General features: G+C 72.4%; 15 protein-coding genes and 1 pseudogene. 4 read left to right on the top strand and 12 right to left on the bottom strand.

The annotated features are described in order from the left end of the window. Positions 1-33 precede the first annotated feature (33 nt). From AC07DS_RS32945 to AC07DS_RS32935, 3 genes are all read right to left on the bottom strand, one after another. A complete protein-coding gene (locus AC07DS_RS32945; RefSeq protein ID WP_479151269.1) occupies positions 34-2070 on the bottom strand; it encodes a M4 family metallopeptidase in 2037 nt (678 codons plus the stop codon). 326 nt (positions 2071-2396) lie between these two features. Beyond that, positions 2397-4166, bottom strand: coding sequence for an ABC transporter ATP-binding protein (locus AC07DS_RS32940; RefSeq protein ID WP_479151267.1), 1770 nt, complete (start codon positions 4164-4166; stop codon positions 2397-2399). Continuing rightward, the gene (locus tag AC07DS_RS32935) at positions 4163-5890 is read right to left on the bottom strand and encodes an ABC transporter ATP-binding protein (RefSeq protein WP_479151265.1); all 1728 of its coding nucleotides are present in this window, start codon (positions 5888-5890) and stop codon (positions 4163-4165) included. Before AC07DS_RS32935 ends, AC07DS_RS32940 begins: the two co-directional genes overlap by 4 nt. Before the next feature lie 221 nt (positions 5891-6111). Here AC07DS_RS32935 and AC07DS_RS32930 point away from each other — a divergent pair, with 221 nt between their 5' ends. Both AC07DS_RS32930 and AC07DS_RS32925 read left to right on the top strand, forming a co-directional pair. Next, positions 6112-6783 (top strand): HEAT repeat domain-containing protein, encoded by a 672-nt coding sequence (locus AC07DS_RS32930; RefSeq protein ID WP_479151263.1) that lies wholly within the window; start codon positions 6112-6114, stop codon positions 6781-6783. A gap of 3 nt (positions 6784-6786) precedes the next feature. Then, entirely contained in the window at positions 6787-7791 is a 1005-nt protein-coding gene (locus AC07DS_RS32925) for a MerR family transcriptional regulator (RefSeq protein WP_479151261.1), read from the top strand. 28 nt (positions 7792-7819) lie between these two features. Here the strand turns inward: AC07DS_RS32925 and AC07DS_RS32920 are convergent, their stop codons facing one another. Genes AC07DS_RS32920 through AC07DS_RS32905 form a run of 4 tightly spaced genes read right to left on the bottom strand, consistent with a single transcriptional unit; the run spans position 7820 to position 11360 of the window. Beyond that, positions 7820-8455: a response regulator gene (locus tag AC07DS_RS32920; RefSeq protein WP_479151259.1), complete on the bottom strand. Its 636-nt coding sequence runs from the start codon at positions 8453-8455 to the stop codon at positions 7820-7822. After that, positions 8445-9695 carry a sensor histidine kinase gene (locus tag AC07DS_RS32915; RefSeq protein WP_479151257.1) on the bottom strand — a complete coding sequence of 417 codons (1251 nt, stop codon included), beginning with the start codon at positions 9693-9695 and terminating at the stop codon, positions 8445-8447. The genes AC07DS_RS32920 and AC07DS_RS32915 overlap by 11 nt, the downstream gene beginning before the upstream one ends. Before the next feature lie 25 nt (positions 9696-9720). Further along, the gene (locus AC07DS_RS32910) at positions 9721-10455 is read right to left on the bottom strand and encodes an ABC transporter permease (RefSeq protein ID WP_479151255.1); all 735 of its coding nucleotides are present in this window, start codon (positions 10453-10455) and stop codon (positions 9721-9723) included. Beyond that, on the bottom strand, positions 10452-11360 hold the full coding sequence (locus tag AC07DS_RS32905) for an ABC transporter ATP-binding protein (RefSeq protein WP_479151253.1): 909 nt from the start codon (positions 11358-11360) through the stop codon (positions 10452-10454). Before AC07DS_RS32905 ends, AC07DS_RS32910 begins: the two co-directional genes overlap by 4 nt. A gap of 253 nt (positions 11361-11613) precedes the next feature. On the opposite strand from AC07DS_RS32905, the gene AC07DS_RS32900 reads away from it, so the two are divergent. Next, positions 11614-13449 carry an ABC transporter ATP-binding protein gene (locus tag AC07DS_RS32900; RefSeq protein WP_479151251.1) on the top strand — a complete coding sequence of 612 codons (1836 nt, stop codon included), beginning with the start codon at positions 11614-11616 and terminating at the stop codon, positions 13447-13449. Further along, complete coding sequence (locus AC07DS_RS32895; protein WP_479151249.1) at positions 13446-15314, top strand: ABC transporter ATP-binding protein; 1869 nt, start codon at positions 13446-13448, stop codon at positions 15312-15314. Before AC07DS_RS32900 ends, AC07DS_RS32895 begins: the two co-directional genes overlap by 4 nt. Positions 15315-15326: 12 nt before the next feature. Here AC07DS_RS32895 and AC07DS_RS32890 read toward each other — a convergent pair whose 3' ends face one another. The 5 genes and pseudogenes from AC07DS_RS32890 to glgX form a co-directional block, all read right to left on the bottom strand. Continuing rightward, positions 15327-16571, bottom strand: a complete 1245-nt coding sequence (locus AC07DS_RS32890) for a hypothetical protein (protein WP_479151247.1) — start codon at positions 16569-16571, stop codon at positions 15327-15329. 8 nt (positions 16572-16579) lie between these two features. Further along, a pseudogene (locus AC07DS_RS32885) lies at positions 16580-17335 on the bottom strand (dolichyl-phosphate beta-glucosyltransferase); the annotation flags it as partial. Positions 17336-17457: 122 nt separating this feature from the next. After that, entirely contained in the window at positions 17458-17982 is a 525-nt protein-coding gene (locus AC07DS_RS32880) for a hypothetical protein (RefSeq protein WP_479151246.1), read from the bottom strand. A gap of 11 nt (positions 17983-17993) precedes the next feature. Continuing rightward, positions 17994-18500 (bottom strand): SigE family RNA polymerase sigma factor, encoded by a 507-nt coding sequence (locus AC07DS_RS32875; RefSeq protein WP_479151244.1) that lies wholly within the window; start codon positions 18498-18500, stop codon positions 17994-17996. Further along, a complete protein-coding gene (glgX, locus tag AC07DS_RS32870) occupies positions 18478-20859 on the bottom strand; it encodes a glycogen debranching protein GlgX (RefSeq protein WP_479151242.1) in 2382 nt (793 codons plus the stop codon). The genes AC07DS_RS32875 and glgX overlap by 23 nt, the downstream gene beginning before the upstream one ends. Positions 20860-20907 lie beyond the last annotated feature (48 nt).

Below are 20907 nucleotides of genomic sequence, written 5' to 3'. Positions count from 1 at the left end.
CGACGCCCTGTTCCGGTGCTGGTGGGGTGCGGTTTACGGGAACGTCAGCTTCCAGCTGTTGATCGTGCCGACGTCCTGCGCGGCCTGGTCCTGGACCTTCAACTTCCAGGTGCCATTGGCCGATTCGGAGGAGGCGTTGACCGTGTAGGTCTCGTTGACGTTGTCCGCCGAGTCGGAGGACGAGAAGTTCTTCAGGCGGTACGAGGTGCCCGACGGGCCGACCAGGTCGATCACCAGGTCGCCGCGCCAGGTGTGCGTGATGTCCACGCTCACCGAGAGGTTGCTCGGCGCGTTTCCGGTCCTGCCGGAAACGGTGATGTTCGAGGTGACCGCGGGCCCGTTGTCCGGGATCGACACCGGCGAGGTGTTCTCGTACGAGGTGCCGCCGCCCCCGCCGCCACCGGAGCGCGAACCGACCGCCACGCCCGCCCAGGCGTCCTGCACCGCCTTGTACTCGGCGCTGGTGGTGCCGTACAGCTCGCCGGCCGCCGCGAGGGTGCCGGTGCGGGCGCCCGCGTAGTTGGTGGTGGAGGTCCACTTGGTGGTCAGCGCCCGATACCAGATCTGCAGCGCCTTGTCGCGGCCGATGCCGGTGACCGGAAGGCCGTCCGCGGTGGGCGAGTTGTAGGTGACACCGTTGATGACCTTGGTGCCGCTGCCCTCGCTCAGCAGGTAGAAGAAGTGGTTCGCGGGGCCCGACGAGTAGTGCACGTCGATGGACCCGATCCCCGAGTACCAGCTGTCCTTGGACGCGCCGTCCTTGCTGGGCTTGTCCATGTAGCGCAGCGGGGTGCCGTCGCCGTTGATGTCGATCTTCTCGCCGATGAGGTAGTCGCCGACGTCCGAGCTGTTGTTGGCGTAGAACTCCACGCCGGTGCCCATGATGTCGGAGGTGGCCTCGTTGAGGCCCCCGGACTCACCGCTGTAGTTGAGGCCGGCGGTGTTGGAGGTGACGCCGTGGCTCATCTCGTGGCCCGCGACGTCCAGCGAGGTCAGCGGGTCGGCGTTGCCGGAGCCGTCGCCGTAGGTCATGCAGAAGCAGCTGTCGTCCCAGAACGCGTTCACGTACGCGTTGCCGTAGTGCGTCCGGGAGTACGCGCCGACACCGTTGTTCTTGATGCCGCTGCGGCCGAAGGTGTTCTTGTAGAAGTCCCAGGTGACCGCGGCGCCGTAGTGGGCGTCGGCGCCCGCGGTGGCGGCGTTGGACGTGGTGCCGTTGCCCCAGGTGTCGTTGGTCTGGGAGAACAGCGTGCCGGTGCCCGAGGTGCCGTGGTTGAGGTTGTACGTCTTGTGGCCGCCGCGCGCCCCGTCGGTCAGCGTGTAGTTCGAACCCGACTGGGTCGTGGTCAGCGTCACCTGGCCGCTGTACTGGGTGTTGCCGACGCCGGTCCTGATGCCCTGGTACTCGAAGAGCTTCTTGCCGGTGGCGGCGTCGGCGACGACGTGCAGCTGGTTCGGGGTGCCGTCGTCCTGGAGCCCGCCGACGACGGTCTCGTACGCGAGAACGGGCTTGCCGCTGCCCGCCCAGATCACCTTGCGCACGCTGTCCGCGGCCGACTTGCTGCCGCCGAGGGCCCTGGCCCGCTGCACGGCCTGCTTCTCGACCGCGGCCTTCGACACGGCCGGGGTGAGGCCGGCGACCTTCAGCGAGGCGCTGCCGGCCTTGATGACGGACTTGGTCGCGCCCGACTTGGCGGTGTCCACGATGAGGTCGCCGCCGAGCACCGGCAGACCCGCGTAGGTCCGCTCGTAGCGGGTGTGCACAGTCCCGTCGGCGTCCTTGACGACGTCGTGGACGACCAGCTTCTCCTTGGCCCCGAGGCCTATGGACCGCGCTGTGGCGGCCTTCTCGGAGTCCGCGTGCCGGATCAGCTCGGCGCGCTGCGAGGGCGTGAGCTTGACGGCCACATGGGCGGGGTTGACCTTGCCGGCCTGCGGCTTCGCCGGGGCGGCGGTCGCGGCGCCGGACTGGACGGCCGCGGCGATCAGGGCGGTGACACCCGCGAGGGCGACGGTGGCGGTGCGGCGGTGCGCTGTGTGGGAGGTGCGTCTGCGAGAGGTGCTGCTCACACTGACTCCTTCTGCGTGACCGCGGGTCGCGCGGCCAGGGGAGACCGGACGGTGGGTTGGGACGTCCGGGCAGAACAGGGCGTTACGCGGAACCACGTGCAGGTGCAGAGCCGGCTCACGCGAGCATGGGGAACTGTGGGGTTGCTGTGAGTCGGCCGTGGGAAGAGTGGCAGGGGATCACGGCATCTGTCAGGACCGCGTCAGAAACTTGGCTGGAAATGGTTCGTTGACCGGATGTTCATGTTCGATATGCGGACTGTTGGTCCGAAGGCGGTCCCACCGGGCAACTGGTCGGGATGCTGCACCGGTTGGACCGCAGGGACGGACTAGTCCTCGGCGACCGTGTCCCCGTGCCAGGTTCGCCACAGGGCCGCGTACGCCCCGTTCGCGGTCACCAGTTCCTCGTGGGTGCCCAGCTCGGTGAGACGGCCGTTCTCCATGACCGCCACGCGGTCCGCGTCGTGGGCCGTGTGGAGGCGGTGGGCGATGGCGATGACCGTGCGGGACTCGAGGACCGCGGCCAGGGCGCGTTCGGTGTGCCGGGCCGTGGCGGGGTCGAGAAGGGCCGTGGCCTCGTCGAGGATGAGGGTGTGGGGATCGGCCAGTACGACCCGGGCCAGGGCGAGTTGCTGGGCCTGGGAGCCGTCGGTGGGGTGGCCGTTCGGGCCGAGGGGAGTGTCCAGGGAGGACGGGAGGTCGCGCACCCAGTCGTCTGCGCCCACTGCCTTCAGGGCCGCCCACAAGTCGTCGTCCGTGGCAACGGGTTCGGCGATCAGGAGGTTGTCGCGGACCGTGCCGAGGAACACGTGGTGCTCCTGGGTGACCAGCACGACCTGGCGGCGCAGGCGTTCCGGTTCCAGGGACGCGATCGGTACGCCGCCCACCGTCACCGTGCCCGCCCCGGGCGAGTCGATGCCCGCGAGGAGCCTGCTGAGCGTGGTCTTGCCGGCGCCCGACGGACCCACCACGGCGAGGCGCTCACCGGGACGCACCGTCAGGTCCACCCCGCGCAGCACCTCACCGCCCCGCTCGTACGCGTACCGCACCCCGCGCACGTCGATCAGGTCGTCCGCCGGCTCCGGACAGCCGCCCTCCGCCTCGGCCCGGGGCGCCTGCGCCAGCCCCTCCACCCGGGCGAACGAGGCACCGCTGCTCTGCAGTTGCTCCACCCGCATCAGGATCTGGTCCAGCGGCTCCGTGAACTGCCGCAGGTACAGCGCCGCGGCCACCACCGCCCCGACGCCCACCGCACCCCGCTGGTGCAGCCATCCGCCGAGCAGCAGCACGCCCACCACCGGCACGCTGTACGTCACCTCGACCGCGGGGAAGAACACCGACCGCAGACGGAGGGTGTAGAAGCGGGTCCGGCGGGACTTCTCCAGCGCGTCCCGGTTCGCCGTGATCCGCCGCCGCCGGAGCCGGAACGCCTCGACCGTCCGGGCCCCGGTCGCGGTCGCCGCCACGATCTCGGCGATCTCCGAGGTGGCCGCGCCCTCGGCGAGGTAACCGTCCCGCGCCCGGCGCAGATACCAGCGCAGTGCCAGCCAGATCGGGGTCAGTCCCAGCACGCCGAACAGCCCCAGCACCGGGTCGAGCGCGAACACCGCACCGAGCACGAACAGCGCCTGCACGGTGCACACCAGCAGCTCCGGTCCGACGTCCCGCAGCGTGGTGCCGACGGTCGCCACGTCGGCCGTACCGCGCGCGGTCAGGTCACCGGTGCCTGCCCGCTCCACCGCCGAGGCGGGCAGCGCCAGCACCCGGTCGACGTACTCCTCGCGCACCCGGGCCAGCGTCCGTTCCCCGAACCGGTGTCCCACGTACCGCGCCCAGCGCGCCAGCAGCAGCTGGGCCAGCGAGCACAGCAGGATCCACAGCGCCAGCCGGTCCACCGCCCCGACCCCGTGTCCCGCCCGCACCTCGTCGATGATCCGCCCGACCAGCCACGGTCCGGCGAGCCCCGCCCCGGCAGACAGCGCGTTCAGCACCAGCGCGACGGCGAACGCCCGCCGGTCGGCCTGCAGCAGCCGCCCGGTGGCCCGTCGCACCCCGGCCCGGTCGGCGACCGGCAGCAGCCCCGTGTCCGTCGTCGTCACCGTACGGCCTCCTCGGCAGTGTCAGCAGCGTCATCGGCGTCTCGCGCCACCAGCGCCCGGTACCCGGGCTCCGCCACGAGCAGCCGCTGATGCGGGCCGCTCGCCGTCACCTTGCCGTCGACCAGGAACAGCACCGTGTCCACCCGGTCGAGCACCAGCGGCGACGTGCTCACCACCACCGTCGTCCGGCCTTCCCGAGCCGCCCGCAGCCGCTCGGCGACCGTGGCCTCCGTGTGCGCGTCCAGCGCCGAGGTCGGCTCGACGGCCAGCAGCACCTCGGGGTCCGCGAGCAGCGCCCGCACCAGCCGGATCCGCTGCCGCTGCCCACCGGAGAGGCTGCGCCCCTGCCCGGTCACGGCCGAGTCCAGCCCGTCCGGCAGCCCTCGTACGACATCCTCGGCGGCGGCCGCGTACACCGCCCGGCGCAACGCGGCCTCCTCGGCCGGGTGCTCGGCGGCCACGACCTCCCTCAGCGGTCCGGCGAACAGGTCCGCCTCGTTGTCGGCGACCATGATCCGGTCCCGTACGTCGGCCAGCGGTACGGCGTCGAGCCGTACCCCGCCCCAGGTCGCCCCGGTGGGCCCGTACCGGCCCAGGCGGTCGACCACGGCGGCGGCCTCCGCGGGCCGGACGGCGGCCAGCGCCACCAGCCGGCCCGGCGCCACCCGCACCCCGGACGCCGGATCGCACAGCTCGGCCGGCCCGTCCGGTGCGGCCAGCGTGCCCGTGTCCGGCTCGGGTTCCAGCCGCAGCAGCCGTACGACCCGGCGGGCGGCCACCACGCCCCGGTTGAGCTCGTAGGCCATCTGCACGAAGAACGCCACCGGCCCGATCAGCACCGCCACATAGCCGTACACCGCCACCAACTCGCCCACGCTGATGGACTTCTCGGCCGCCAGCCGGGCCGCGAGCCAGGTCACCACGGCCAGGAACAACGTCGGCAGCCCGACCCCGAGCGCCTGCACCCAACTCGCCGCAGCGCCCACCCGATAGCCCTGTGCGCGCAGCCGCTGCGAGTCCTTCCGGAAGGCGTCCGAGAACAGCCCCTTGCCGCCCAGCCCGTTGAGGACACGCAGCCCGCCCGCGAGGTCGCCGATGCGCGCCGTCAGCACGCCCTGCCGCTCCCGGTACTCGCTCTCCGCGCCCTGCAGCCGCAGTGTCAGCGGCCCGGTGAGCAGCGCGATCACCGGCACCCCGAGAAGCACCACGGCGGCGAGCGGCGCCGAGATGGCCAACAGCAGCCCCGCCACGACGACATACACCACGATCGAGCCCACCCCGGGCCCGACCACCGTCAGCGCCTGCGCGAGGGTCGCCACGTCACCGACCCCGATGGTGACGACCTCCCCGGCCCCGGCCCGGCGCGACAGCACCGCCCCCAGCCGGGCCGCGTGCCCGACGACCAGCTTGACCGTGCGGAAGTTGGCGTCCATCCGCACCCGCGTCATCGTGCGGTGCCGCATGATGCTCACCCAGGCGTTCAGCGCCCCGAGCCCGAACATCGCGGCGGTCCACCAGCCGAGCACCCCCAACCGCCCCGCCACCAGCCCGTCGTCCACGGCCCGCGCCATCATGTACGGCTGCGCCGCCATCAGCACCATCCACGCACTGCCCAGCAATGCGCCGGCCAACGACCGCCACGGCTGACGCAGCACCAGCCACCACAGGTAGTGCCACCCGCCCCGAATGTCGGGCGTGCCCGGATCCGCGTACGCGTCGATCATCCATCCCCCGTTCGCTCGGCACCCACCGGAACAGCGGTCCTGACCGGAGACGTCGAACGTACTCAGCGTAAGGATGGTTGCTCCAACGAATAAGACGTCATGCTATTTGGGCAGGTGGGCAGGTGGGCAGGTGGGCAGGTGGGCAGGTGGGCAGCCGGTCGCGGCTGTTTGACCTTGACACGGTGACAGGGTCTTCACTCCTTGCCGAGGAGGTGGTCTCGATGACGGTCACGGGACAGGACACGAATGCGGTACGAGCACTCCAGGGGCTGGAGGACAACCGTTCGTCCGCACGACTGCGGGCCGCTCTGGCGGCCGGCACGACGCCCGACCCGCGCTTCGTCGACAAGCTCGTCGAGCGATGCGCGATCGAACCCGAGTTCCTGGTCCGGGACATGCTGACCTGGGCGCTCACCCGCCACCCGGTGTCCATGACGCTTCCCCGGCTGCTCCGCGAACTCCGCTCGGAACGTGCGCAGGCACGGAGCCAGGCGCTGCACACGCTGTCCAAGATCGGGGACCGGCAGGCGTGGCCGGCGATCACCAGGACCCTCCTGTCCGACGCCGACGACGAGGTGGCGCGAAGCGCCTGGCGCGCCGCGGTCGTGCTCGTGCCGGAAGGCGAGGAGTCCGCGTTGGCCGCGGTGCTGGCGACGCAGCTCGGGCGCGGCGACCGGGAGACGAAACTGAGTCTCGGCCGGGCCCTGGTCGCGCTGGGTGAAGTGATCGTGCCGGTGCTTCGCTCCGCGACGACGGCCGCCGACCCGTGCACGCGCGCGCACGCGCTCGCCACACAACGGCTGCTGCGCGACCCGGACGCCGGATTCGAGTTCGCGATCGAGGAGGCGAAGCGCGTCGTGGCCCTCGGCGGGTCCGGCCAGGAGGGACGATAGAACGTGTTGATCGGTGAGGTGGCACGACGGTCCGGGGTCAGCGCCCGCATGCTCCGGCACTACGAGTCGCTCGGTCTGGTGCGCCCCTCGGGTCGTACCGGCTCCGGATACCGCGAGTACTCCGGCGAGGACATCCGGCGGATCTTCCATGTCGAGAGCCTGCGGTCGCTCGGACTGTCGCTGCGTGAGATCGGACGCGCGCTCGACGATCCGGGCTTCGTGCCCTCGGCACTCGTCGACGACCTCATCCGTCAGACGCGTGACCGCATCGCGGCCGAGACCGAGCTGCTCACGCGGCTGCGCCGGATCCATGCCGCGGAGCCCGCCGGCTGGGAGGACGTCCTCCAGGTCGTGGCGCTCCTGCAGGCACTGGGGTCGAAGAGCGCCGACGTGCGCCAGCGCGCCGCCCTCTCCTCGGGCGGCGAGGTTCCGGTGCCGGTCGAGGCCCTGGTCGAGGCGGCACTCGGCGAGACGGAGCCGAACGTCGCCGGGGCCCTTCGATGGGCGCTGGCCCGATCGGGCGACGGCGGCCCGGAACTGCTGGCGAAGGGCCTTCGTTCACCGGTGGCCGTGGTGCGGGAACGCGCCGTCCAGGCCCTCGCGGAGATGCCCGGTGGGGAAGCCGCCGAGCGGCTGCGGGACGCCCTCGCGCACCCCGACGCCGTGGTCCGCGGATATGCGGCTCTGGCGCTCGGCACACACGGTGCGGCCGATGCGGTCCCGACCCTCATCGACATGATCGTGGAGGGAAGGAACGACACCGACGCGGCCGATGCGCTGAGCGTGCTGGCGAGCGACACCGCGGCGGCGGACCGGATCGCGACCAGGATCTGCGACCGCCTCGCCCACGACACCACCGGGGCGCCTGCACGCGGCCGGCTGACCCAGGCGCTGGCGGGCATCCCGGGGACGAGGGCGTCAGGTGCGCTCGTGGAACTGTCGCACGACGCGGACCGTGCCGTCGCGCTGACCGCGGCGTACCTGCTTCGGCTGCGCGACGCCCGGTGAACCTGCGGCCGCGCCCCGGGCGAACGCCTCAGCCCAGGATCCCCCGGTCATAAGCCACCGCCACCGCCGCGGCCCGGTCCTTCACGCCCAACTTGGTGTACAGGTGCGTGAGATGGGTCTTGACCGTCGCCTCGCTGATGAACAGTTCGCGGGCTATCTCGCGGTTGGAGGTGCCCCTGGCGACCAGGGTCAGGACCTCGCGTTCACGGGTGGAGAGGGGCTCGTTGCCGGGGGAGCGGACGGCGTGGACCAGGCGGGAGGCGACGGCGGGGGAGAGGACCGTGCGGCCTTCCGCGGCCGCCCGGACCGCGGTGAACAGCTCGTCGCGCGGGGCGTCCTTGAGGAGGTAGCCGGTGGCGCCCGCCTCGATCGCGGGGAGGGTGTCCGAGTCGGTGTCGTACGTCGTCAGCACGAGGACCTTGGCGCGGGTGCCGCGCCGGGTCAGTTCGGCGATCGCGTCGACTCCGCCGCCGCCCGGCATCCGCAGGTCCATGAGGACGACGTCCGGGTCGAGTGCGGCGGCCCGTTCGAGGGCCTCGACGCCGTTGGCCGCCTCGCCGAGGACGGTGAAGCCGGGGGCGGACTCGAACATGCCGCGAAGGCCGTCCCGTACGACGGGATGGTCGTCGACGATCAGCAGAGAGATACCCGTGTCACTGGTCATGGCGGACCAACGGTACGCGAGCCGACAGCGCCGTGCCGTGGCCGGGCTCGGACTCCACCGCCAGGGCGCCGGCGATGCGTTCGGCGCGGGCGCGCATGCCGTCGAGACCGAAGCCGCCGGAGCGGGTGCGTTCGGGGGCGGCGAGCGGGTCGAAGCCGCGGCCGTCGTCGCGGATGTCCAGGATGACCTCGTCACCCAGGAAGGAGAGGGTGACGCCGACGCGGGTGGCGTGTGCGTGGCGGGACGCGTTGGACAGGGCTTCCTGGGCGATGCGCAGCAGCGTGGCCGCGACCTCCTCGTGCAGTTGTTCCGCGGTGCCCGTGACAGTGAACTCGGCACGTATGGAGACCCGTTCGCTCCACTCGGCGACGGTCTTCTTCAGTGCCTCCGGCAGGCCGTCGTGCTCCAGCGCCACCGGAGCCAGATTGTGCACCGAGCGGCGGGCCTCGCCGAGGCTGTGCCGGGCGAGTGCGGAGGCGCGTTCGAGATGGGTGCGGGCGACGGCCAGATCGGGTGCGTTCGCCACGACCTGGAGCTGGGCGATGATGCCGGTCAGCCCCTGGGCGAGGGTGTCGTGGATCTCGGCGGCGAGCCGGCGGCGTTCGTCGGCGACCCCGGCCTCCCGTGCCTGGACGAGGAGTTGGGCGTGCAGGGCGGCGTTCTCGTCGAGGGCCTGCTGCAACGCCGCGTTGGTGCGCTCCAGTTCGGCGATGGTGTCGCTCTGGACGTCGGACCGGGCCTGCTCCTGCAAGGCGTACCGGGTGAACACACTGACCATGCCGACGTTGACGCCGAGGACCAGGAAGAAGCCGAGCCACAGGACCAGTCCGTGCGGCGGCATACCGCCGATCTCGCTGCCGGACATGGTGACGGCGGTCAGGAAGAGACCGGGCATCACCAGGCGGCGGGGCAGCTCACGGACGGCGGTGTAGTAGCCGGTCACGGCGTAGAAGGCGAAGAACGGGTTGATCCAGGTCAGCACGAAGCCGATGGCCCAGCGCAGCAGGTAGAGGCCGGCGTCGGCGCGGTTGGGACCCGGCCGCTTCCGTCTCGCCTTCCCCCACACAGCCTGCAGCACGACGCTCGCGGCCACGAGCACTCCCGTGACGACCAGTTCGGAACGGTCCATGCCGGTGAGGCGGGCGGAGATCGTCCCCGCGACGACGCCGGCGGCCAGCAGCGCCCAGGGTCCCCATGCGTCGAAGGAGGCCCGGGGCTGCTGTCGGGCGGTGGTCGTCATGGCACCAGTGTCCGGCACGGCTCGCTCACTCCCAGCGGAACCAACGCGCGGCCGCCGCCGTCAGCAGCACCGTCCAGGCCGCGAGCACGCCCAGGTGCCCCCACCCGGGCCAGTGCCCGGCGGCCGCCTCGCCCAGGGCGCGGGCCGCCGCGCCGAACGGGGTCAGCTGCACCACCCGCGCCAGCGTGTGCGGCATCGCCTGCACCGGCAGCCACAGACCCGCGCAGAACATCATCGGGAAGAACACCGCCGAGCCGATCGCGCTCGCGATCTTCGTGGTGCGGGACAGTGCCGAAACGACGGAGCCGAGGGCGAGAGCCGCCCCGGCGGCGAGCAGCAGGGCCAGCAGATATCCGGCCGGCTGCTCGGGCAGCCGTACGCCGAAGGCCAGTCGGCCGACGACGAGCGCGAGCAGCGCCGAGGCCAGCGCCACCGTGCCCTGCACGACCATCTGCGCCGACAGCAGGGCTGAGGGCCGTACCGGTGTGAGCCGCATCCGGCGCAGGATGCCGCGCTCCCGGTGACCGGTCAGGGCCTGGGGGAGCGACTGAACCCCGGACATGATCAGGGCGATCAGGACGGCGATGGGGACGTAGGCGTCGACCGGCCGCAGCCCGCCCAGGGACTTGTCGGCCTCCCGGAACGACGGGATCGAGCCGAGGATGACCAGGAGCAGCGTCGGGAACAGGAAGATCCAGAAGACGGCGCCGGGTTCCCGGCGGAACAGGCGGAACTCGGTGCGCAGGACGGCGGTGTTCATGCCGTGGCCTCCTTCGTCAGGTCCAGGAACGCGTCGTCGAGGGTGGCGTCGAGAACCCGCAGCTGGTGAGCGGTGACGCGGTGGCGGGCGAGCAGGGTGATGACGGCGTTGACGGTCTCGTCGGTGCCGGAGAGGGTGATCCGGCCGTCGCGGTGCTCACACGAGGCGAGCGCCGGCAGGGCGGCCAGCTCACGCTCGTCCAGCGGGGCGGAGGGGGTGAAGCTGATGACGGTCGCGCCCGCCGAGCGGCGGATCAGCCCGGCCGGTGTGTCCAGCGCCGCGACGCGGCCCTTGTCGATCACCGCGATCCGGTCGCACAGCCGCTGCGCCTCCTCCATGAAGTGGGTGACGAGCAGCACGGTGACCCCGCTGGCGCGGACGTCCTCGATGAGCTGCCAGGTGTCGCGGCGGGCCCGCGGGTCGAGGCCGGTGGTCAGCTCGTCCAGTACGACGACACGGGGGTTGCCGATCAGGGCCAGTGCGATGAACAGGCGCTGTTGCTGTCCTCCGGAGAGCTTGGCGAAGCGGGTGTCCGACTTCGGGGCCAGCCCCAGCCGTTCGGCCAGCGTCCGCCAGTCGGCGGGGCGCGGGTAGAAGGACGCGTACAGCTCCAGCGCCTCCCGCACGGTGAGTTTGGGCTGGAGTTCGCTCTGCTGGAGCTGGGCGCCGAGGACCTTCGCGACCTGCTCGTGGTCGGCGACGGGGTCCAGGCCGGTGACCCGGACGCGGCCGGCGTCCGGGACGCGCAGCCCCTCGACGCACTCGACGGTGGTGGTCTTGCCGGCGCCGTTGGGGCCGAGGATGCCGAAGATCTCGCCCTCCTCGACGGCGAAGGAGACGCCGTCCACGACGGCGCGGCCGCCGTAGGACTTGCGCAGATCGGTGACTTCGATGACGGGTGGCATGCGTCGAGAGTCCCGTGCGGGCGGGGTCCGGCACATCGGCCGTCGCGCTCGAAGCGGCATCAACCGATCGGTTGACGGCGGACTACGACCCCCTGCCCGCGGCTCCTCGACTCCCTCGTACGACTCCTCGAACAGCCAAAGCTCCCGGCATCGCTTGAGCGGAGGGAACCCCCAGGTCGTAGGACCAGGGACGGATACGGGTCGGGCCAAAACTCGGTGGGCGATGTCAGTGCGGATCCGTAGGCTCGCGATGATGCCCACTACACGTGCAACCACCGAGGACCGCTCCGCCGTACGCACCCTTCTGCGGCTGTGGCCGTATGTCCGCCCCGTGCGGGCCCGGCTGTTCACGGCCGCGTTCGTCGCGGTCGTCGCCTCCTGTACCGGACTGGTGATCCCGCTCGTACTGAAGTGGCTGGTCGACGGACCGGTCGCCGACCGGGACCCGGCCGGGGTGTGGCTCGGTGCGCTGTACCTGCTGCTGCTCGGCGTCGCCGAGGCCGTCCTGTTCGGCATACGGCGCTGGCTGGTGGCCCGGCCGCTGTCGCACGTCGAGGCGGAGATGCGGGCGGGCCTGTACGGCCGTCTGCAGCGGCTGCCCGTGTCCTTCCACGACCGCTGGGCGTCCGGCCAGTTGCTCTCCCGGGGCACCACCGACCTGATGCTGCTGCGCATGTTCCTCGCCTTCCCGCTGACCTTCCTGCTGGTCAACGGGGTGACGATCCTCATCGGCGTGGTGATCATGCTGATGCAGGACTGGGTGCTCGGGCTGGTCATCCTCGGGCCGGCCGTCCCGGTCATGTGGACCTGCGTGGTCTTCGAGCGGCGCTACGCCGAGGTGGCGCGGCGCGCCCAGGACCAGGTCGGGGACCTGACGACGGTGGTCGAGGAGAGCGTGCTCGGCATCCGCATCATCAAGGGCTTCGGCCGGCACCGCAGCCAGGCACGGGCGTTCCGGGAGCTGGCGGGCACGCTGCGCGGCACGGAGCTGCGCAAGGCGCGGCTGCTGGCGACCATCTGGGGCGTCATCGTGACGCTTCCCGAGGTGGCGATCGGGGCGGCGCTGGTGCTGGGCACGGTCCGGGTGGCCGACGGGCAGCTGTCCGCGGGCACGCTGGTCGCCTTCCTGAGCACGGCACTCGCGCTGCGGTGGCCGGTGGACTCGATCGGCTTCCTGCTGGCGATGAGCCAGGAGGCGGCGACGGCGACCGAGCGGTACTTCGAGGTGATGGACGAGGAGCCGGAGGACGCGTCGGCCGGCGGCGGCTCGCGCGACTCGGCGCCGCGAGGTGCCGCTGCGCGCGGACTGCGCTTCGAGAACGTCCGGTTCCGCTACCCGGACGCGCCCCCGGACTCCCCACCCCTGCTCGACCGCATCGACCTCCAGGTCCGCCCCGGCGAGTCCATGGCCCTGGTCGGAGCCACCGGCAGCGGAAAGACGACGCTCACCGCCCTCATCCCCCGCCTGCACGAGCTGACCTCCGGGCACATCACCCTGGACGGGGTCGACATCACCGCGATGTCCCGCGAGGAGCTGCGCGCCAAGGTCGCCGTGGCCTTCGAGGAGCCCACCCTGTTCTCGGCCGGCGTCGGTGAGAACGTGCTCATGGGGGCCGGGGACGACGCCTCGGAGGCGGACCTCGACCGCGCCCTCGCCGTGGCGCAGGCCGAGTTCGCGCACGCGCTTCCGCAGGGCACCGGCACCCGGGTCGGCGAACAGGGCCTGAGCCTGTCCGGCGGTCAGCGCCAGCGTCTCGCGCTGGCCCGCGCGGTCGTCGGCCGGCCGGAGTTCCTCGTGCTGGACGATCCGCTGTCCGCCCTGGACGTGCACACGGAGGCCGCTGTGGAGGCCGCGCTGCGGCACGTCCTGGCGGACACCACGGCGCTGATCGTGGCCCACCGCCCGTCCACGGTGCTGCTCGCCGACCGGGTCGCCCTGCTGTCGGGCGGCCGGATCACCGCCGTCGGCACGCACCAGGAACTGCTGCGCACCAACGCCGAGTACGCACACCTGATGTCCGGCGAACCAGGCGGACCAGGCGGACCAGGCGAGCAAGGCCGAGAAGGGGAACGAGGGGACCTCCGATGACCACCACCACGACCGCCGCCCCCGCCACGGACAACGACGACGAACTCCCCCGCCCCGAGGGCACCGGCGGCGCAGGCGATCCCTTCGACCAGGACGTCCTGCCCACTCCGCCCGGGGCAACCGCCTCCCTCCTGCGCTCGCTGCTCGCGCCCATGAGGGCCCGGGTCGCCTTCACCACCGTCCTGCTGCTGCTGCAGCAGGCGGCGGTGCAGGCGGGCCCGCTGCTGGTGGCGTACGCCCTCGACACCGCCGTACCGGCGTTCCGGGACCACGACCACGGTCCGCTGATCGCGGTCGCCGTCGGCTATCTGCTGTGCGCGCTGCTCTCCGGCGGGCTGCAGTTCGCGTTCATCGAGGCCTCCACCCGGGTGAGCCAGGACGTGCTGCTGGACCTGCGCGGGCGGATCTTCCGGCACGCGCAGGCGCTGAGCGTCGACTTCCACGAGCGGTACACCTCGGGACGGCTGATCTCCCGCTCCACCACGGACGTCGAGTCGCTGCGCGAACTCCTCAACGAGGGACTCCAGGAGCTCGTGACCGTCGTGCTGTCCTTCGTCTACATCTCGGCGATGCTGCTGTGGCTGGACCTCGGCCTCGGCGCGGTCGCGGTGGCCTCCTTCGTGCCGCTGTACGGGCTCGTCCGCGTCTACCAGCGGCGCGCGGGGCGGGTGTACCGCGCGCGCTCCACGGCGATCGCGGCGGTGATCGTGAAGTTCGTGGAGACGATGAACGGCATCCGCCCGGTGCGCGCGTTCCGTCGGGAGGCCGCGAACGACGCCGAGTTCGCCGTCCTCAACAGGCGGCACGAGCGGACGAACGGGGACGCCCTGCTGGAGATGGCCCGGTACGTGGTCGGATCCCGCCTGGTGGCCAACACGGCGGTCGCCGCGATCGTCCTGTGGGGTGCCTACCGGGTGGCGTCCGGTTCGCTCGCGCTGGGTGTGCTGGCGGCGGCGGTGCTGTATCTGCGGCGGCTGTACGACCCGATCGACCGGCTCGGCATGTTCCTGAACTCCTACCAGTCGGCGGCCGCCTCCCTGGAGAAGATCGCCGGGCTGCTCGCGCAGACGCCCACCGTGCCGGAGCCCTCGGCGCCCCGTGAACTCCCCTCGCCGAAGAGCGAGTTCCCGGGCCGCGAGGTCGTCTTCGACGGGGTCCGCTTCGCCTACCGCACCGGCGGCGAGGTGCTGCCCCGCTTCGATCTGACCCTCCCGGCCGGGCAGACCGTCGCCGTGGTCGGCTCCACCGGGGCGGGCAAGTCGACCCTGGCCAAGCTGCTCGCCCGCTTCTACGACCCCTCCGACGGCCGGGTGCTGCTGGACGGGGTCGACCTGCGCGAGCTGGCCGTGCCCGAGCTGCGGCGCGGGGTGGTCATGGTGACCCAGGAGGCCTTCCTGTTCTCCGGCACGGTCGCGGACAACATAGCCATCGGCCGGCCCGACGCCACCCGCGAGGAGATCGAGCGGGCCGCGAAGGCGATCGGCGCGCACGAGTTCATCAGCGCACTGCCCGACGGGTACGACACCGACGTACGCAAGCGCGGCGGGCGCATCTCGGCCGGCCAGCGCCAGCTGGTCTCCTTCGCGCGCGCGTTGCTCGCCGACCCGGCGGTCCTGATCCTGGACGAGGCCACCAGCTCCCTGGACGTCCCGGGCGAACGGGCCGTCCAGCGGGCGATGTCGACGGTCCTGCGGGGCCGCACCGCCGTGGTGATCGCCCACCGCCTCTCCACCGTGGAGATCGCCGACCGCGTCCTGGTCATGGAACACGGCCGCATCGTCGAGGACGGCCGCCCGGACGAACTCATCGCGGGCACGGGAAGGTTCGCGGACCTGCATCGGGCGTGGCGGGACAGTCTGGCGTAGCCGCTCCGGCCCCTACGGCACCCCGAGTTCGAACAGTGCGTACCCCGCGTACGAGCCGGAGGCCAGGGCGGCGATGCCGAACAGGGTGCACTGTGTGCGCACGCCTAGGCGGCGCATGGCGACGGCGAGGGGGACGAACAGGGGGAAGCAGGGGAGCAGATAGCGGGAGACGTTGGCGAAGATCTGCTGGCTGCCGAGGACCAGGACGAGGGTGAGCACGGTGTGGACGACCACCACCGCCGGCGGGCGCAGCCGCAGCAGCAGGGGGAGCAGGGCGAACGCCAGCAGGACGACCCCGACCCCGATCACGTCGGCGAAGGGCCAGGCGGACAGGTACGTGAAGTGGCCCACGGGGACGGACGTGAGGACGTCGAAGGTCTGCTTGCCGTAGTCGAAGCTGTGCGCCCACGCGCCCGACTGGAGCTTGAAGTAACCGCCGTAGTCGCCCATCCGGTGGCCCACCCAGCCGAGGTAGCCGAGCAGGCCGAGCGGGGCCATGGCCATGGCCAGCAGCGGGCGCAGGACGCCGTCGCGGCGGTCGCGCAGCGCGCACAGCGCGGCGACGGCGAGCGCGGCGATCAGCGCGGCGGCCGTGGGCCGGTTGAGACCTGCCGCGAAGGTGAGGACGCCGGCGGTGAGCCAGCGGCGGGTCATGACGGCGTAGCAGGCCCAGGCGGCGAGGGCGACGTAGAGGGAGTCGGAGTAGACCGCCCACTCCACGCCGGAGCCGGGCCAGACCGCCCACAGCCCGGCCGCCGCGAGCCCGGCCCGCCGGCCGCCGAACCAGTCGGCGACCGCGTAGATCCCGAGGGCCGCGACGAACGAGGCGAGGACCGAGACCAGGAGGCCGGAGCCGAACGGGCCGAGGCCCGTGACCGCCGAGGTCAGCCGCATCAGCGCCGGGTACAGCGGGAAGAACGCCGCCGAGTTGCCCTCCAGGGTGATCAGGCCGGTGGCGCCGGGGATGTGGACGAGCTTCGGGTCGTAGCCGTGCAGCGCGATCTGCTGGTACCACCAGCCGTCCCAGGTGGCCAGGACGTCCCAGGTGTGCGCTCCGCCGCCGAAGCGCGGGTGCTTGGTGCGGAAGTCACCGGCCGAGTCCAGCAGGTACATGAAGGAACAGAAGCCGGCCAGCTTCAGGGCGCCGTAGAAGGCGAGGACCGGTCCGTGGTGGCGGACGGCGGCCCGCAGGCGCTCGCGGAGACCGGACGGGCGGGCCGGGGCCGGCGCGGGTATGTGGTCCAGGGTCATGGTCATGCGGCGCTCGACCCCGTACGGCGGCGGGCCGGCGCGCGGCGCATCCGGGCGATCCCGCGCAGGTCGGCCAGCGCGGTGGCGAGGATGTCGACCCGGCTGTCGGGGTCGTCCACCCAGTCCACCGGCACCTCGTGGATCCTGAGGCCCGCCCGCTCGGCGAGCACCAGCAGTTCGGTGTCGAAGAACCACTCCCCGTCCCGCACCAGCGGCAGCAGCCGCTCGGCGACATCGCGCCGCACCGCCTTGAACCCGCACTGCGCGTCGGAGAAGCCGACGGAGAGCGTGCAGCGCAGCAGAACGTTGTAGCAGCGGGAGATGACCTCCCGTTTGGGACCGCGCACCACCCGGGCACCGGGGGCGAGGCGGGTGCCGATGGCCAGCTCGGAGTGGCCCGAGATGAGCGGTGCGACCAGCGGCAGCAGCGCCGCGAGCCCGGTGGAGAGGTCCACGTCGGTGTACGCCAGCACGGGCGCCCGGGAGCCCGACCAGGCCGCGCGCAGCGCCCGCCCGCGCCCCTTCTCGGGCAGCCGTATGCACTCCACCTCGGCCAGCTCCTCCACGAGCCGGGCCGCGATGTGCGGGGTGCGGTCGGTGCTGGCGTTGTCGGCGACGGTGATCCGGAACGGGTAGGGGAACGTGTCCCGCAGGTGCGCGTGCAGCCGCCGGACGTTCGGCTCCAGGTCCTTCTCCTCGTTGAACACCGGCACGGCCAGGTCCAGGACGGGCTCCTCGTGATCGGTCGGCAGAGGGGCGCGCCGGGGCAGCGGAGTCCTCGACGGTGTGGCCCGACGCGGGCGGAGATTTATCACGTAGGTACCTTTTGTTCCTGAGTGCGGAGCGCGCTGAGGGAGCGCGCGGCGGTGAAGTGACGGAGGAGGGCGGCGTGTCAGCCGGTCGGGCTGGCCACCTGGGAGGGCGGGTCCGACGAGTCGTCCGGGCTTGCGGTGTCCGTGGGCGGGGGTGAGGTGTTCGAGTCCCGTTCCGGGGGGGTCGCCGTGGTCGTGCCGGTGGGCGGGCCGGAGGCCGGGTCGGTGGTCGTGGACGTCGCGGGCGGTACCGAGGTCTCCATGGTTCCGCCGGGGTTCGGTCCCTGGGTGGTCGCCGTCGAACTGGGCGGCGGGCTCGGCGAGTCGTCCGGCGAGGGCGACGTGCTCGGGGCGGGCGACGGGCTGACGGCGGGCCGCGGGTGGGGCGCGCTGGGCCGGTCCGTGGCCGGGGGGTGCGGCCACAGGAACAGGCCGAGGCCGAGCCCCGCGGCCGCCAGCACGGAACCGGCGGCCCGGCGTGCCGCCCGCACCCGGCGCCGGGTGCGCACGCCGGCGTACAGCCGGTCCTGGTTCCTGGCCTCGAAGGGGCTGTGTTCCTGGGTGCTGTGCATCAGCTGCGTCAGCTGCCGTTCGAAGTGATCCATGACTTCTTTCCTCACCCCACCGGCTCGATGACGTCGGCCAGGAGCCGGCGCAGCCGGGCCACCCCGCGCGCGGCGTGGGACCGGGCCGTGCCCACCGGGCAGCCCAGGGTCTGAGCGACCTGCCGGTCGGGCAGGTCCTGGTAGTAGCGCAGGACGACGGCAGCCCGCTGCTGCGGCGTCAGCTGGGCGAGCGCCTCCTCCAGCCGGGAGCGCTCGGCGACGCTCGCGGACATGTCGCCGGCCGCCGCGACCTCGGGCAGCTCCTCGACCGGCCGCTCGCCCCACCAGCGCCGGCGCGCCGAGCGGGCCGCGGCCCGGGCCAGCACCTTGCGCACATACGCCTCCGGCGCCTCGTCGGCGACCTTCGGCCAGACGAACCACAGCTTGACCAAGGACTCCTGCAACAGGTCCTCGGCGCGATGCCGGTCCCCTCCGGTGAGCAGACGTGCGAGATGGAGCAACACCGACCAGCGGGCCGTCACGAACGCGTCGTACTCACCTGCCCGAGCCTGCTCCATTCCCGTGGTCCCCGTTCTCGCCGACTGTCTCCACAGGGGGAAAGGCCCTGGACCCCCTCCCGCGCTGCACTCGGCCGGCGTGATCCGCGTCACGCACAGGACTCGCACAGTGTCGGTCGACGCGCAGCAGCAGCACCGCCCGCGCCGGCACCGTGATCTCCGTACCGGCCGGGTGGACCGTGCCGGGCGCCTCGGACTGCTCCTCGCGCGAGGTGTCGACCACGACCTCGTACCGCTCCGCCCAGGGCGCGCCCGGCAGGACGAAGCCCGTCGGCCGTTCGCCCGCGTGCAGCACGGTGAGGAAGCTGTCGTCCAGGACCGGCGCGCCCCGTTCGTCCCGGCCCGGGATGTCCCGTCCGGACAGATACATGCCAAGCGTGGCGGCGGGTGCGTACCAGTCGCCCTCGGTCATCTCCTCGCCCCGGGAGGTGAACCAGGCCAGGTCGCGCAGGCCGTCCGCCGAGTGGGCGCGGCCGGAGAAGAAGGCACGGCGGCGCAGCACCGGGTGCCGGTGGCGCAGGGCGATCAGCCGGGAGGTCAGGTCGAACAGGGGGCGCCAGGCCGGGTCGTCCAGCAGGGTCCAGTCCAGCCAGCTGATCTCGTTGTCCTGGCAGTAGGCGTTGTTGTTGCCGTGCTGGGTGCGGCCGAGTTCGTCGCCGGCGACCAGCATGGGCACGCCGGTGGACAGCAGCAGGGTCGTCAGGAGGTTCCTGAGCTGCCTGCGCCGCAGGGCCCGTACCCGCTCGTCGTCCGTCCCGCCCTCCGTCCCGCCGTTCCAGGACCGGTTGTCGTCGGTGCCGTCCCGGTTGTTCTCGCCGTTCGCCTCGTTGTGCTTGGTGTCGTACGACACCAGGTCGCGCAGGGTGAAACCGTCGTGCGCGGTGACGAAGTTGACCGAGGCGTACGGCCGGCGGCCGCCCCAGGCGTACAGGTCGCTGGAGCCGGACAGCCGGTAGCCCATCTCCCGTACGTCGGGCAGGGCATGGCGCCAGAAGTCGCGTACGGCGTTGCGGTAGCGGTCGTTCCACTCCGTCCACAGCGGCGGGAACGCGCCCACCTGGTAGCCGCCCGAGCCGATGTCCCACGGCTCGGCGATGAGCTTGACCCGGCGCAGCACGGGGTCCTGGGCGATGACGGCCAGAAAGGGCGACAGCATGTCGACGTCGTGCATCGAGCGGGCCAGGGCCGCCGCCAGGTCGAAGCGGAAGCCGTCCACGCCCATCTCGGTCACCCAGTAGCGCAGCGAGTCCGTGATCAGCCGCAGGACCTGGGGCTGGACCACGTGCAGGGTGTTGCCGCAGCCGGTGTAGTCGGCGAAGCGGCGGGCATCGTCCTGGAGGCGGTAGTAGCCGCGGTTGTCGATGCCCTTCAGGGAGAGCGTGGGGCCCAGCTCGCCCGCCTCGGCGGTGTGGTTGTAGACCACGTCGAGGACGACCTCGATGCCGGCCGCGTGCAGCGCGCGGACCATCCGCTTGAACTCGCCGACCTGCTGGCCCGTCGTACCGGAGGCCGCGTAGGCCGCGTGCGGGGCGAAGTAGCCGATGGAGTTGTAGCCCCAGTAGTTCTTCAGGCCGCGGCGCAGCAGGTGGTCCTCGTGGGCGAACTGGTGCACGGGGAGCAGCTCCACGGCCGTGACCCCCAGCTTCACCAGGTGCTCGATCGCGGCCGGGTGCGCCAGACCCGCGTAGGTGCCGCGCAGTTCCTCGGGAATGCCGGGATGCAGCTTGGTGAAGCCGCGCACGTGCAGCTCGTAGATCACCGAGTCCGCCCACGGTGTCTTGGGGCGGCGGTCGTCGGCCCAGTCGTCGTCATCGTGGACCACGACGCCCTTGGGGACGTACGGCGCCGAGTCCCGGTCGTCGCGCACGGTGTCGGCGACATGCTGTTGCGGCCAGTCCCGGACGTGCCCGTACACCTCGGGCGGCAGCCCGAACTCGCCGTCCACCGCCCGCGCGTACGGGTCCAGCAGCAGCTTGGCCGGGTTCCAGCGGGCGCCGGTCCACGGGTCCCAGCGGCCGCCGACGCGATAGCCGTAGCGCTGCCCCGGCATCACGCCCGGGACGAAGCCGTGCCAGATCTCGTGCGTCAGTTCGGTCAGCGGGATCTGCGTCTCCCGGCCCCGCTCGTCGAACAGACACAGCCGCACCGCCTCCGCCCCGCCCGCCCACAGCGCGAAGTTGGTGCCCGCGACCCCGTCCGGACCCACCCGGAACCGGGCCCCCAGCGGAGTCGGCGCACCCGGCCACGCGGGCGGGGCGGCCGGCAGGGCGCGACGGACGCCGTCCACCAGGGCCGCCGGGTGCCCGCTCTCGGCGGCCCGCCCCTCGGCCAGTGCCCGCTGCTCGGCTGCGCTCGTCACCAGTCGGCCCCTCTTTCAGTGGCTCGCCCCCGGGGCGCAGTCGGCCGC

Source organism: Streptomyces sp. NPDC044064, assembly GCF_056434245.1.
This window is presented reverse-complemented; position numbering and strand designations above follow the sequence as displayed.